Below are 13,818 nucleotides of genomic sequence, written 5' to 3' on the forward strand. Positions count from 1 at the left end.
CGCCTTTCGATCCACCGCACCCGACCGGCCCGTCCCCATCAGGGGTCGGGCCGGTCTGCTGTGCGGGGCGGGGTCAGCCCGCTCGCACCACCGCCGTGCGGGCGAGCGCGTGCTCGACCAGCGTCACCAGTGCGTCCCGGCTCGAGTGCGGGTCCCGCGCGTCCATCCACACGAGCGGGCAGTCGGAGGGCAACGCGAGCGCGTCGCGCACGGTGTCGGGGTCGTAGTCGTCGGCGCCGGGGAACCGGTTGACGCCCACCACGAACGGCAGCCTCCGGTTCTCGAAGAAGTCGATCGCGGGGAAACAGTCGTCGATCCGGCGCAGGTCCACCAGCACGACGGCACCGACGGAGCCGCGGGCGAGCTCGTCCCACATGAACCAGAACCGGCTCTGTCCCGGCGTCCCGAACAGGTACAGGATCAGGGACTGGTCGACGGTGATGCGCCCGAAGTCCATCGCCACCGTCGTGGTGGTCTTGTTGGGCACCATGTCGGCCTCGTCGACCCCGATCGATGCCGTGGTCATGGCCTGCTCGGTGAGCAGCGGCGGGATCTCAGAGAGCGAGCTCACGAGCGTCGTCTTGCCCACGCCGAACCCGCCCGCGATCAACACCTTCAGCGGGATCAGCTCGTCGGGATCAGTGTGAGCGTGCACGAAGTCCCTCCAACAACCGTTCCAAGATCTCGGGGGCCGGACCGCCGTCGGTCGAGGGCGGAAGGTGCACGGCCAGGTACCCGGCGTCGACCAGGTCGCTGACCAGCACCCTGGCCACGCCGACCGGAACCTGCAGCGCCGCACCGATCTCGACGACCGAGATCGGCCGCGCCGCGAGCTCGACGGTCGCGCGGTACTCCAGGTGCAGCTCGTCGGCTCGATGGCCGGTGGGGGTCACGGTCACCAACGTCTCGACCGGCAGCTCCGCACCCGTCGAGGAGCGGGTACGCCCCCCGGTGAGGGCGTACACCGGCACCACCCGACCACCCTGTACCTCCTCTGTGCCGGACGAGTGGCGGCCTACGGCGTCCGGGAGCGACACGGCTACCGTCCCGCGCTCGCCCGCGGAGCGGGGGTCAGTGCGTGGCCGACGCGCGCCGCGAGCAGGGTCATCTCGTAGCCGACCATGCCGATGTCGCACTGCCGGTGGGTGAACACCGCCAGAGTGGCCCCCTGGCTCAGCGACGAGACGAACAGGTAGCCACCGGCCATCTCGAGGATGGTCTGGGTCACGGGGCCTGCGTCGAGCAGGTGCGACGTTCCGCGGGCCAGGCTGACGAGCCCCGACGCTGCGGCGGCCAGCTGGTCGCCCAGCGCCACGGTGACGTCGGGCGACGTGGCCAGCCGCAGACCGTCACCGGAGACCACGACGCCGTGCACGACCCCCGGCACGTCGCGCGCGAACTCCCCGAGCAACCAGTCCAGCTGCCCTGATCGGATGCTCACTGACGCATCCCTCCTGCCGTTCCCGAGTCCTCGACGACGGCCTGCGCCGCCTGCCTGCTTGCCTGGTACCGCGACAGCGCGCTCGCTGCCGCTCCGTCGATCTGTGGCTCGACGCCGGATTCCTCGGGCACCGGCTGCCGCAGCTCCGGGGCGAGATGCGCCTGCGGCACCCGGCGCCGCAGCTCGGGCTTCCCGTTCCCCGTGACCGCCTCACCGTTGCGCCGCGGCGACGGGATGTCCGGCTCGGCGGACTCCTCGGGGTCGTCCTGCTCCGGCACGGCGTCGGACGTGGCCGGCGGGACCGCGGGCAACGCCTGCCGTGACCTCGGGGTGGGCGACGGTTGCCACTGCGGCACCTGCGTGCCGATGTCGGCCACGCCGTCATCCGGGGGGTTGTCGACCGGCTGACGGTCGCTGTGCCGCGTCAGCGACGACCCCACCGACTCCGGGTTCCACCACCCTCGCCAGCCACCTTCGGGGGCACCGTCGAGCCCGTGCCGGCTGGAACCCAACGTCTCCGTGGGCACGGCGGCCCATCGGGGCCGGGCCGACCCGTTCGTGCTCCGCACGGTGCCCGCCGTGGAGACCGGCTCGACCCAGCCGGTGCTCTCGATCGGGTGCTCGACCCGCGGCTCACGCCGGTTCACCCGGCCCGTGATGTACGGCCGTGCCTCCGTTACGCCCACCGCCTGTGGGAACGCGAGGTCGGCAGGCGCGGCCGCGAAGAGCGCCGCGGGGAGTGCGACGACGGCCGTGACACCGGAACCAGGCGTGTTGCCGAGCGAGACCGAGATCGCGTGGCGGGCGGCGAGCCGGGCGACCACGTGGAAGCCCAGCCGCTGGGCGACCGCGAGGTCGACCTCCCGTGGGCTCGCGAGGAGCTCGTTGGCGGCGATGAGGTCGCCGGCAGGCATGCCGACCCCCCAGTCCTCGATCGTCAGCAGGTAGCCGCCCTCGTCGCGCCGGTCGGGCCGGGCCCTGATCGTCACGGCGGTGTCCGGCGGAGAGAAGCGCACCGCGTTCTCGGTGAGCTCGGCCAGCAGGTGAGTCAGGTCGGCGACCGCACTGCCGGACACCGCGATCCGGTCGTCGATCGCGAACACGACGCGGTCGAGGTCCTCGGTCTCGGCGATGGCGGCGCGCACGACGTCGCGCAGCGGGACGGGGGCGGACCAGGTGCGCGGCGGCTGCTCGCCCGCGAGCACCAGCAGGCTCTCGGCGTTGCGCCGCACCCGGGTGGCGAGGTGGTCGAGCGTGAACAGCTGGGAGAGGGCGTCGGGGTCGCGCTCCTTCTCCTCGAGCTGGTTGATGATGTCCAGCTGGCGGTAGAGCATGCTCTGGTTGCGCCGCGCGAGGTTGACCAGCATCTCCGAGGTGAAGCGGCGGCGTCCGATCTCCGCGTCGGCGGTGATCAGCCTGCGGCCGAGCGCCTCCTTCTCCGTCTGCTCCTCCTCCGTGATCCGCCAGAAGATCACCATGCCGACGCACGCGAAGAGCACCGCGATGCCGTGGATGATCGACCACAGCCACGGGTGGGCCTGCGCCGCCGGGTGGTTGAAGATCAGGTTGCTGATCCAGAGGGTGCCGAGACCGTGGCTGAGCACGGTGAACGCGACGTTCCACAGGAACGGCACCCAGTCCTGGTAGAGCGCGATGAAGCCGATGATGATGAAGAAGTGGAAGTGCGCCTCGATGCTGCCGAACGTGAGCACCACGAGGCCGATCGAGCAGAAGACGAGGCCCCCCGTCACGGCGAACGACGCGAGCCTGCGCGTGCGCAGCACGTAGCCGAGCAGCAGGAAGACCACGGGCCCGATCAGCGTGTACCCGACGATCAGAGGTGAGTTGCCCAGTACCAGGCCGAGCACGGCCATGGCGGGCACGTGGATCAGCAGGACCCACTGCAGCAGGCGGTGGCGCCGCCGCCATGACTTGTCGTCGAGCATGTTGCCGCGCGGCAGGTAGGCCAGCAGGCGACTCACCGCCCGGCCCGTTCCGTCGGTTCCCCCCGCGGGAGGGCCGATCGGCGTACTGGTCTGCATGGAGTTCTGCTCCGTCCGGTCGCCAACGCCATTCGGTGGTCCTGGGGGCGGGACAGTACAAGGCGAGCGGTGGCGCTCGGCAATGGTCACTGCGGCGATGCGCGAAATGGCGTAACCGCTGGACCGCTCGACTTTTCCATTCGTCCGTTCGGCTCAGTCGAGGCTCGGAGAATGGGGGGTTAACGACCAGGCACAATTACGGCTAGCAGGCATGTGACTGCTGTGCGTAACGAGGAATCGTACTTGAGCGCGGGTGAGGCACCGCTGGGCGCGCTGCAGTGAACAGGACGTACTCATGCTGTTCGGAGCAACGGTACTAGGCCGAACGGCGGCAGGAGAGCCGCCATTCGGCGCGACGCCATGCCGCCACCGGCCGGTTACAGTGCGATCACGCACCCTTCCTCGCTCCCTTCAACGATCAACCCGCGGGAGGGTGCGGAGCGTCAGGGCCGACGCATCACGGGCGCATATACGTACGTTTTGTCACTTCTCGGCAAAACGTCATCGCGCCGCGCACGGAAATCCCGACCACGGAGATCGGCGTGAGAATCCTCCTGCTGTGCTCGTCGTTCAACGGCCTCACCCAGCGGGTGTGGACCGATCTTCGGGCGGATGGGCACGAGGTCGTCCGCCGTACGGCGGAGTCCGATGGCGCGATGAGGGGAGCTGTCGCGGCCGTCGACCCGGACGTGATCATCTGCCCGTTCCTGAAGGAGCGCATCCCGGACGACGTCTGGGCGTCCCGGCCGACCGTCGTCATCCACCCGGGACCCGAGGGTGATCGCGGGCCGTCGTCGCTGGACTGGGCGATCAGCGACGCGGAGCCGGAGTGGGGCGTCACCGCGCTCGGTGCGATCGGCGAGATGGACGCAGGCCCGATCTGGGGCACGCGCACGTTCGCGCTCCCCGCCGAGCCACCGCGCAAGAGCGCCCTGTACACGGGCCCGGTGACAGAGGCCGCCGCCGCGCTCGCGAGGGAGGTCGTGGCGAAGACGAACGACCCGACGTACGTGGCACGGCCGCTCGACTACTCCCGCCCCGGCGTCCGCGGCCGTCTCCGACCCACGATGCGTCAGTCGGACCGGGCGTTCTCGTGGTCCGACCCCACCGAGCACGTGCTGCGGCGCATCCGCGCGGCCGACGGCTCGCCCGGAGTGCGCACCGAGCTCGCGGGTATCCCCGTGTCGGTGTTCGACGCGCATCGAGGGCCCGCGACGCCCGGCGAGCCGGGCACGATCGCGCTGCGCCGCCACGGGGCTGTACTCGTGCGTACGGGCGACGGCGCGCTGTGGATCGGCCACCTCCGCCGGGTCGGGGACGGACCCCGGATCAAGCTGCCGGCCACCACGGTGCTCCGGGACCGGCTCGTCGGCGTGCCGGAGTCGCTCGAACCGCTGCATCGTCCTGGCTCGGGCGCGCCGGGCGCCGGCTACCGGGAGATCACCTACCACCGCAACGGCCCGGTCGGTGTGGTCACCTTCGACTTCTACAACGGGGCGATGTCCACGGCACGGTGCCACCGCCTCGCTGCGGCACTGAGAGCCGCCGCTGCCCAGGACACGTCGGTGCTGGTCCTACGTGGCGGGCAGTTCTTCTCCAACGGGATCCACCTGAACGTCATCGAGGCCCGGCCGGACGCGGCAGCGGAGGCGTGGCGGAACATCAACGCGATCAACGACGTCTGCCGCGAGATCATCACGTGCACGCACCAGCTCGTGATCGCCGCGGTGGGCGGCAACGCGGGCGCAGGCGGCGTGATGCTCGGCCTGGGGGCCGACCGAGTGCTCGTGCGAGCCGGCGTCGTGCTCAACCCGCACTACCGGACGATGGGCCTGTCCGGGTCGGAGTACTGGACCTACACGCTCCCCCGCCGCGTCGGAGCCTCCGAGGCGCAGCGGCTCACCGGGGAGTGCCTGCCGATCGGCGCAGGCGAAGCGGCGTCCGTCGGGCTCGCCGACGCCGTGCTTCCCGGCGCGCCCGACGCGTTCGACGCCGCCGTGCTGGAGCACGCGCTCCGGCTGGCCACCTCCGGCGACCTTTCCCAGCGCCTCGCCGCGAAGGCGGCGGCCCGGGAGGCCGACGAGCGGCACCGGCCGCTGGAGACCTACCGCATCCGCGAGCTGGCCGAGATGAGCCACGACATCTTCGACGACCGCCACGGCTTCGCGGCCGCCCGCCGCGCCTTCGTCACGAAGCAGCGTGCGCCGCGGCACGAGGCCGCCGTGCTCACGCAGAGCGTGGGCTTCTAACTGGGACACGGCACGACCCGGGGCGTCGGGTTTCGCGCCGAACCGCTGATCACCGGTCGGGCGCGGGTGCGTTCCCCCCGGGGGCTTCGGTCGGGTGCCGGGCGGCCCGGGCCGGGAACGGCGCGCCCACCGGCAGCTGCCCGACCAGACCGACCCGATGGATCGACACGAACGCGCCTGACGCACCCCGGCCGCACCGCCGGGGCGGGCATGATCCGAACTAAAGGTTGTCCATGGCTGCTCGCACGACCATGAGCACCCGTAACTCCGGATCATGCACGGGAAGATCGCGAGTAGCGGGTGCTCATGGCTGTCGCCGCAGCCATGAGCAACCGATACTGCGGATCATGGGCGCGGCCACCACCGAACGGGACCCGGCACCAGCGCCGAAACACACAACTGATGATCATCGCGGTGGCAGTCCACGTTCCCCCGCCTCGACCAGCAAGATCACAAACTCGAGCTGTAGTGCTAGCCGGCTCGACCTCACGATGCCCTCACAGCATCGATCCATGCTGAATCGGATTTAGACAGGCATGGATCTTCTTCCTAGGCTCGCCCCGCGCCGCGCGTCCGGAACCATCCAACCCACGAACGACGGAGATCATGAAACGACGCACCATGGCGGTTGCCGCCGGTGTCGTCGGGGTCCTCGTGCTGTCTGCCTGCTCGGGCATGACGGCCGCCGCCGAGGTCGCGCAAGCCCCCGAGAGTGAGCAGACCCTCGAGATCTGGCAGCGCAAGGCACCCGGCAGTCCCTCCGACCGCATCGGCCAGGAACTGGTGGCCAGGTTCACCGAGGCGACCGGCATCCCCGCGACCATGACCTCGATCTCGCAGGACTTCGAGGTGAAGCTCCAGCAGCGCGCGGTCCAGCGCAATCTGCCCGACATCGTCATCAACGACACCGCCCAGCTGGGCAACATGCGGAGCCAGGGCTTCCTCCGCAGGGTCGACCCCGCCCGGATCGCGGGCTCCACGGACGTCAACCAGCGGGCATGGGACGGCGCGCGGGCCTACGACGGCGACTTCTACGGGGTGCCGATGACGGCGCACACCGTGGCGCTGTTCAACCGGAAGGACTGGCGCGAGCACCTCGGTCTCGCGCAGCCGACCGATTGGGACTCGCTCGTGGCGATGTGGAAGGGCTACGTCGACGGCGATCCGACCGGCACCGGCGAGAAGGTCGCAGGCCTCGCGGTTCCGGGCACCACCCAACGCGGCTACATGTCGTGGAACACGTCGACGTTCTTCTGGTCCGGCGGAGGCGAGTACTTCGAGCAGACCCCGGCGGGCTACCGATCGGCGGTGGCGTCTGAGGGATCGATCGCGGCAGCGACGTGGATCCGCGACCTCTCGTGCCGGCAGGGCGTGTTGCAGCCCGGTGCGAGCAGCCAGGACACGTCGAACGCCAAGGAGACGTTCCAGACCGGTGGTGCCGGCTCGTTCCTCGTGGGGCCCTACGAGATGCCGGCCCTGAGCAAGTCTCTCGGCGACGCGCTCGAGATCATCCCGCCGCCACCAGGACCCGCCGGCCTGATCACCCTGGCCGAGGGCAACAACGTCTACCTGATGGCGGGGTCGCCCAACGGCACCGCACAGCAGCGCTTCGCCGAGTACGTCATCTCGGTCGAGGGGCAGGAGATCGGCATGGCGGGCGATCGGGACGGCAACATCGTGCGGCTCCCCGTCAACACCAAGGTCGACATGTCCACCACCCGCACGAATCCGAACTGGACCCAGTTCCAGAAGCTCTTCGACGACAACGGCCGCTACGTGCCGGCCGTCCCCAACTGGAACCCCTTCCTCAACGCGTCGGCCGTGACCCTCAACGCGCTCATCAGCGACTGCGACCTGGACGTGCGCACCGAGATGCAGCGGCTCGACCAGACCTTCACCGCAGAACTGGAGCGCCAGGGGGTGCAGGCGCCATGACCGTCGCGCAGACCGACATCACCGCCCGTCCGCTCGCGGCGTCCCGCCCCCGCCCGCGTGCGCTGTGGCAGCAGCGCCGCAGCGGTCGCGCGTGGGTGCCGTGGCTCTTCCTGGCGCCCGCGCTCCTGCTCTTCACGTACTTCAAGTTCATCCCGATGGGCCAGGCCGTCGTGATGAGCTTCCTGGACGTGCAGCCCTACCTCGGGAACGAGTGGGTCGGCCTCGACAACTACCGCGCCCTGTTCGCCGACGGCGAGTTCGGGACGGCCGTCTGGCACACCGCCGTGCTGGCGATCGGGCAGACCATCGGGGCGATGGTGGTCGGCTTCGCACTGGCGCTCCTGCTCGAGGGGCAGGCGCGCCGGCTGTGGTTCGTGCGGTCGGCCGCGTTCCTCCCGGTCGTGGTCCCGGTGGCCGTGATCGCCGAGCTCTGGCGGATCATCTACCACCCCACCCCCGACGGGCTCGCCAACAGCGTCGTCGGCGTCCTCTTCCTCGGGCCGTCGCAGTGGATCAACTCACCCGACACCTCCCTGCTGTCGGTGATGATCGTGGGGATCTGGCGCGACGCCCCCTACGACATGATCATCCTCATCGCCGGGCTCGTCGGCGTGGACCGGTCGCTCTACGAAGCGGCGTCGATCGACGGCGCCGGCTGGGTACGTCGGATCCGGCACGTCACCCTGCCGGCGCTGCGTCCCGCGATCGCCATCCTGCTGACGCTCGCCGCGATCCGGGGGATGCGCATCTTCACCGAGGTCTTCCTCCTCACCAACGGCGGGCCGAACGGCTCCACGGAGGTGCTCATGACCCTCATCTACCAGCTCGGATTCGAGCGCATCCAGCTCGGCGTCGCGGCGGCGGGCTCGGTCGTGCTGCTCGCCGCGACGATCGCGCTGACCCTGCTCGTGCGCGCCGCGGTCAGGAGCAGGGCGGTATGAACACGAACCTGGACACCGCGCTCGGCCTCGGGGCGTCGAACCGCTGGTGGGTCAAGGGGATCAACCTGATCGTCTGCGCCCTCGTGGTCCTCGTCTTCGCCGGGCCCCTCCTCGCCATCATCGTCGGGGCGTTCTCGGACGCGCGCGACCCCTCGCGCCTGTCCCTGCTCCCGTCCGGACCGACCCTGGAGAACTGGACCGCGGCCCTCGACCGCGGCGTGCTGCTCTACCTCGGCAACTCGCTCACCGTCGTCGGAATCGGGCTCCTGCTCCAGATGGCGGTGTCGGTCCTGGCGGCGTACGCGCTCGCCCGGAAGAAGTTCCGCGGGGCTGGGATCGTGCTGCTGCTCATCCTCGCCACGATGATGCTGCCGGAGGAGATCCTCGCCATCCCGCTCGCGGTCGTGCTCTCGGACCTTCCGGTGCTGCACCTGAACCTCACCGACACGCTCGCCGGCATGATCGTGCCGATCGTCGCGTGGGGCTTCGCGATCATCGTGATGACGGAGTTCATGAAGGAGGTGCCCCGTGAGCTGGAGGAGGCGGCGCGCATCGACGGCGCGGGCGAGTTCCGCATCTTCTGGTCCGTGGTGCTGCCCACGGTCACCCCGGCGCTCGGCGTGATCGGCGTCTTCGGGTTCACGATGATCTGGGACCAGTACCTGCTCCCGCTGCTGGTCGCGTCCGATGCCAAGACCTACACGCTCCCGCTGGCGCTGAGCAGCCTCCGCGCCGACCCCGAGGTCGGGATGGGGATCGTGCTCGTCGCCGCGGCGCTCGCGATGCTGCCCTCGATCATCGCGTTCCTCGCCTTCCAGCGGTCGTTCATGCGTGGCATCTCGGCGGGGGCGATCAAGGGATGAATGACACCCGCATCACCGAACTCGAGGTCGTCCCGCTCGCCTTCTCCGACCCACCGCTGCTCAACGCGGCGGGCGTGCACGAGCCGCTCGCGCTGCGCACCCTGGTGCGGTTGCGCGTCGGCGACGTCATCGCATGGGGAGAGGGACGCGGGGACGCCCTTCCCGCCGATGTCGTGCCGGCCGTGCGCGACGCCGTGCTCGGTCTCGACGTCTTCGCGACGTCGCGCATCGAGGCCTCCGTCGACGCCGTGCTGCGGCGCCTGCGGCCGGAGTTCGGCCCGCAGGCCCGCCTGATCAGCTTCGCCCCGATCGAGGTCGCCGCGCTCGACGCGCAGGGCCGCCTACTGGGCAAGCCGGTGAGCGAGCTGCTCGGCGGGGCACTGCGGGATCGCGTCGACTACAGCGCCTACCTGTTCTTCAAGTGGGCGGGCCACCTCGGCGCGGAGCCCGACGAGTGGGGCGAGGCGCTGGACGCCGCCGGGATCGTCGCACAGGCCCGCACGTTCATCGACCATTACGGCTTCGGCTCGATCAAGCTCAAGGCCGGCGCGCTGCACCCGGACCGCGAGGTCGAGGCGCTGCTCGCGCTCGCCGAGGAGTTCCCGGGGCTCCCGCTGCGGATCGACCCCAACGGCGCATGGAGCCACGAGACCGCTCTCGACGTGGCCCGGCGGCTCGACGGCGTGCTCGAGTACCTCGAGGACCCGGTGCTCGGCATCGACGGGATGAGCCGCGTGCACGCCGACACCGGCCTCCCCCTCGCGACCAACATGTGCGTCGTCGAGACCGCGCACCTCCTGCCCGCGGTGCGCACCGACGCGGTGCAGATCATCCTGAGCGACCACCACTACTGGGGCGGCCTGCGCCGCACCAAGGACCTCGCCGCCATCTGCGAAGCGATGGGCATCGGCGTCTCGATGCACTCGAACTCGCACCTCGGGGTGTCGCTCGCCGCGATGACGCACGTCGCGGCCGCCATCCCGAACCTCGACTACGCCTGCGACACGCACTACCCCTGGAACCGGGCCGACGACGTCGTCGTGCCGGGGACGATCGAGATCGTCGACGGCGCCGTCGCGGTCCCGACGGGGCCGGGGCTCGGCGTCGAGATCGACGAGAGCCGGGTCGAGGAGCTGCACGAGCGCCACCGCGCCGCCGGGCGCACCGTGCGCGACGACGGCGGGTACATGCGGCGCTGGGACCCGGGGTTCACCGACGCACTCCCGCGCTACTGACCGACCTCAAGACCTGCTCAAGAAGCTGGCCCCCCGCGTGTGGCGGCCCCCACACTTCCGATGACGGAACGTACGACATGGGGGGTACTCATGGAGGTCGTAGGAGTCTCAGTCCTGGTTCTGTTCGCGCTGGTCATGGTGGTGACCGTCGCGATGGCCGCAACCGCCACTCCTCGCGCGGGCAAGCGGGGGAGGGGATCGTCCGACGGGGGCGGCAGCTCTTGGGCCACGTACTCCGGCGGCGGGGGGAGCGACTGCGGGGGCGGCGGCGGGTGCGGCTGAGCGCCGCGGACGAGGGGTAAAGTCGTGGAGCTCGGAGCAGGCGCCCTCATCATCGCGTTCGCGCTGGTCGTGATCGTCGGGCTCGTCATGGCGACCCGCCCTCGGCGCACGGTCGTGCCCCGGCCAGGGGCCATACGGCCACGGCTGGCGGTCCGCCTCCGGCGCCGCCGCCGACGCGTGGCGGACCGCGTTCGAACGAGGTGGCAGGCGGCGACGACGCGGTCCACCCGGTCGGATGGCAGCATCGCCAGCTGGTGGAGCGTCTACGCATCGGGTGACGACAGCTCGCCGAGCTACGACTCCGGCGGGGGCGGGAGCAGCGACTACGGCGGGGGCGGGAGCAGCGACTCCGGCGGGGGCGGGGGCGGTGGCGGCGGAGGCGACTGAGCGCCGCGGCCACCGGACAGGCGGTCTCGTAGGCTGACCGCCCGTGCGTGTCGTGCTGGCTTCCGCCTCCCCTGCCCGTCGGGCCGTGCTGCAAGCCGCGGGCATCGAGCCGCTGGTCGAGATCGCCGACGTCGATGAGGAGGCACTGCTCGCCGCGATGCCACAGGCGTCGCCCGCCGAGAAGGTGACCCACCTCGCCGCCGCGAAGGCCACCACCGTCGCCCGGCGCATCGCCGCGGCCCATCCGGACGCCGTCCTGATCGGCTGCGACTCGATGCTGCACCTCGGCGGCGAGCTGGTCGGCAAGCCGGGCGACCCGGACACCGCCCGCCGCCGCTGGAAGGCGATGGCGGGCGGCACCGGCGAGCTCGTCACCGGCCACGCCGTGCTCCGCCTCGCCGACGGCGAGATCGACCAGGTGGCGGAAGGCCACGCGGTCACGACGGTCCGCTTCGCCGAGCCGACCGACGCCGAGCTGGAGGCCTACCTCGCAACGGGAGAACCGCTCGTCGTCGCGGGCGCGTTCACACTCGACGGGCTGGGTGGCTGGTTCGTCGAGGGCATCGACGGCGACCCGTCCAACGTGATCGGGATCAGCCTCCCGCTGGTGCGGCGCCTGCTGGCGGCCGTCGGCCTCCGCGTCACCGACCTGTGGAGCCCGACAACGGGCTGAGGCCCCGACTCGCGCACACCCAGAGCGCGACTCGCGGACGGGGAGCCTTCGGCCCCCGCGAGTCGCGGTCTGAGTGTGCGCGAGTCGCGGTGTGAGTGCAGGCGAGTCGCCTTGTGAGTGCACGGATGTCGTGGCCGGGGTGGGGGCGGGCTCGTGCCGATGACCAGGCACGCTGACGCCCGTGGAGGTTCTACTGCTCGTCGTCGGGCTGATGCTCGCGGCCGTGCTCCTGGTCGGGGTGGGCGATCGGACGCGGTTGCCTTGGCCTGCGCTGATGGTGCTGCTCGGGGTGCTGGTCGCCGCCGTGCCGGGGCTTCCCGACGCGTTCGACCTCGATCCCGACCTGATCCTCCCCTTGTTCCTCCCACCTCTGCTCTTCGCGACGGCCCAGCGCACGTCGTGGGCGCTCTTCAGGGCCCGATGGCGCAGCATCGCGCTGCTGGCCGTCGCGCTGGTCGCCGTGACGATCACCGCGGTCGCAGGCACCGCGCTCGCGCTCGTGCCCGGCATCACCCTCACGGCGGCCGTGGCGCTGGGGGCGATGGTCGCGCCGCCGGACCCGGTGGCCGTCGAGGCCGTCGCCGGGCCGGTCCGGATGCCGCGCCGGCTGCTGTCCGTGCTGCAGAGCGAGGGCCTCTTCAACGACGCCACGGCGCTCGTCGTGTTCCAGACCGCCGTGCTCGCCACCGTGCAGGGCGGCGAGCTGTCGGTGTCCGGGCTGGTGCTGCGGTTCGTGTTCGGAGCGCTCGCGGCCGTCGCGCTGGGCATCGTGTTCGCCCGCATCGCCCGCTTGGTCATCGACCGGGTTGCCGACCCGACCGGCCGCAGCGCGCTGACCCTCGTCCTGCCGTTCGCGGTGTACCTCGCCGCCGAGGAACTGCACGCGTCCGGCGTGGTCGCCGTCGTGGTGGTCGCGCTCCAGCTGCGGTCGACCAGCGCCGTCGACGAGGCCGCAGACCGGATCGTCCAACGCTCGTTCTGGGACGTCGTCGAACTGCTCGTCACGGGTGTCGCGTTCGGCCTGATCGGCCTCGACCTGCGCCAGGTGGTCGAGGCCGCGGGGGCGGAGCTGCCGCGGATGCTCGCGCACGCCGCCGCCGTCTGCGCCGTGGTGATCGGGGTGCGGGCGGCGTGGATGGTGGCGGCGTGGCTCATGGTGCGCCGCTCCGCCGATGCGTCGAGGGCACCCCGCACCGGCCGCGAGGCCGTCGTGCTCGGCTGGTGCGGCATGCGCGGCCTCGCGACGCTCGCCCTCGCGCTGGCCCTCCCGACGACGACGGTCGACGGGGCGTTCCCGGCGCGCGCGGAACTGGTCGTGATCGCCTGCTCGGTACTCGTCGTGACGCTCATCGGGCCGGGTCTCACGCTGCCACTGCTGGTCAGGCTGCTCGGCGTGCAGGCCGACGCGGACGCGGAGCACGCCGCTGAGAGGGAGCTGACCGTGCGCGCCCGTCGTGCCGCACTCACCCGGGTGACGCAGCGCGAACGCTCAAAGGAGCTGCCGGAGGAGGCCGTCAACGCGCTGCACGAACGAATGAGCAGGCTCGAGGCGCTGCTGCGCGGCGACCCGTCGACCACCGAGGAGCGGGACCGGTTCGAGGCGCTGCGCCGCGGCCGACGGCTCGCGCTGGAGGTACAGGCCGACGCGCTGGCCGCGGCTCGCGAGGAGGTGCTCGCGGCCCGCCGCGAACCGGGTGTCGACCCCGAGGCGGCCGACCGCGTCCTGCACCGGCTCGACCTGCGTACGGTCCTGCTCGACTGACACGAGAG

The 13,818-nt window shown here is 71.3% G+C and carries 12 protein-coding genes; 8 read left to right on the forward strand and 4 right to left on the reverse strand.

The genetic code is table 11. The annotated features are described in order from the left end of the window. Positions 1 to 73: 73 nt before the first annotated feature. From K1T35_RS42115 to K1T35_RS42130, 4 genes are all read right to left on the reverse strand, one after another. Positions 74 to 655, reverse strand: a complete 582-nt coding sequence (locus K1T35_RS42115) for an ATP/GTP-binding protein (protein WP_220257248.1) — start codon at positions 653 to 655, stop codon at positions 74 to 76. Beyond that, entirely contained in the window at positions 639 to 974 is a 336-nt protein-coding gene (locus K1T35_RS42120) for a DUF742 domain-containing protein (RefSeq protein WP_220257249.1), read from the reverse strand. Before K1T35_RS42120 ends, K1T35_RS42115 begins: the two co-directional genes overlap by 17 nt. A gap of 65 nt (positions 975 to 1,039) precedes the next feature. After that, entirely contained in the window at positions 1,040 to 1,441 is a 402-nt protein-coding gene (locus K1T35_RS42125; RefSeq protein WP_220257250.1) for a roadblock/LC7 domain-containing protein, read from the reverse strand. Continuing rightward, positions 1,438 to 3,483 carry an ATP-binding protein gene (locus K1T35_RS42130; protein ID WP_220257251.1) on the reverse strand — a complete coding sequence of 682 codons (2,046 nt, stop codon included), beginning with the start codon at positions 3,481 to 3,483 and terminating at the stop codon, positions 1,438 to 1,440. The genes K1T35_RS42125 and K1T35_RS42130 overlap by 4 nt, the downstream gene beginning before the upstream one ends. A 542-nt stretch (positions 3,484 to 4,025) precedes the next feature. Between K1T35_RS42130 and K1T35_RS42135 the strand changes: the two genes are divergently transcribed. The 8 genes from K1T35_RS42135 (at position 4,026) to K1T35_RS42170 (ending at position 13,810) form a co-directional block, all read left to right on the forward strand. After that, positions 4,026 to 5,732, forward strand: a complete 1,707-nt coding sequence (locus K1T35_RS42135) for a hydrogenase maturation protein (protein ID WP_220257252.1) — start codon at positions 4,026 to 4,028, stop codon at positions 5,730 to 5,732. Positions 5,733 to 6,338: 606 nt separating this feature from the next. Then, positions 6,339 to 7,667: an extracellular solute-binding protein gene (locus tag K1T35_RS42140; RefSeq protein WP_220257253.1), complete on the forward strand. Its 1,329-nt coding sequence runs from the start codon at positions 6,339 to 6,341 to the stop codon at positions 7,665 to 7,667. Then, the gene (locus K1T35_RS42145) at positions 7,664 to 8,608 is read left to right on the forward strand and encodes a carbohydrate ABC transporter permease (RefSeq protein WP_220257254.1); all 945 of its coding nucleotides are present in this window, start codon (positions 7,664 to 7,666) and stop codon (positions 8,606 to 8,608) included. Before K1T35_RS42140 ends, K1T35_RS42145 begins: the two co-directional genes overlap by 4 nt. Further along, complete coding sequence (locus tag K1T35_RS42150) at positions 8,605 to 9,471, forward strand: carbohydrate ABC transporter permease (RefSeq protein WP_220257255.1); 867 nt, start codon at positions 8,605 to 8,607, stop codon at positions 9,469 to 9,471. Before K1T35_RS42145 ends, K1T35_RS42150 begins: the two co-directional genes overlap by 4 nt. Continuing rightward, positions 9,468 to 10,706: an enolase C-terminal domain-like protein gene (locus tag K1T35_RS42155; protein WP_220257256.1), complete on the forward strand. Its 1,239-nt coding sequence runs from the start codon at positions 9,468 to 9,470 to the stop codon at positions 10,704 to 10,706. Before K1T35_RS42150 ends, K1T35_RS42155 begins: the two co-directional genes overlap by 4 nt. A gap of 306 nt (positions 10,707 to 11,012) precedes the next feature. Next, entirely contained in the window at positions 11,013 to 11,375 is a 363-nt protein-coding gene (locus K1T35_RS42160; RefSeq protein WP_220257257.1) for a hypothetical protein, read from the forward strand. A gap of 43 nt (positions 11,376 to 11,418) precedes the next feature. Then, complete coding sequence (locus K1T35_RS42165; RefSeq protein WP_220257258.1) at positions 11,419 to 12,048, forward strand: nucleoside triphosphate pyrophosphatase; 630 nt, start codon at positions 11,419 to 11,421, stop codon at positions 12,046 to 12,048. Between the two features lie 181 nt (positions 12,049 to 12,229). Further along, positions 12,230 to 13,810 carry a Na+/H+ antiporter gene (locus tag K1T35_RS42170; RefSeq protein WP_220257259.1) on the forward strand — a complete coding sequence of 527 codons (1,581 nt, stop codon included), beginning with the start codon at positions 12,230 to 12,232 and terminating at the stop codon, positions 13,808 to 13,810. Positions 13,811 to 13,818 lie beyond the last annotated feature (8 nt).

This window comes from Pseudonocardia sp. DSM 110487 (assembly GCF_019468565.1).
Lineage (GTDB): Bacteria > Actinomycetota > Actinomycetes > Mycobacteriales > Pseudonocardiaceae > Pseudonocardia.

Bases quoted from the DNA above. Each gene is read 5' to 3' on its own strand.
- K1T35_RS42145 (WP_220257254.1), top strand. From the start codon at position 7,664: ATGACCGTCGCGCAGACCGACATCACCGCCCGTCCGCTCGCGGCGTCC.
- K1T35_RS42155 (WP_220257256.1), top strand. From the start codon at position 9,468: ATGAATGACACCCGCATCACCGAACTCGAGGTCGTCCCGCTCGCCTTC.
- K1T35_RS42140 (WP_220257253.1), top strand. From the start codon at position 6,339: ATGAAACGACGCACCATGGCGGTTGCCGCCGGTGTCGTCGGGGTCCTC.
- K1T35_RS42130 (WP_220257251.1), bottom strand. From the start codon at position 3,483: ATGCAGACCAGTACGCCGATCGGCCCTCCCGCGGGGGGAACCGACGGA.
- K1T35_RS42150 (WP_220257255.1), top strand. From the start codon at position 8,605: ATGAACACGAACCTGGACACCGCGCTCGGCCTCGGGGCGTCGAACCGC.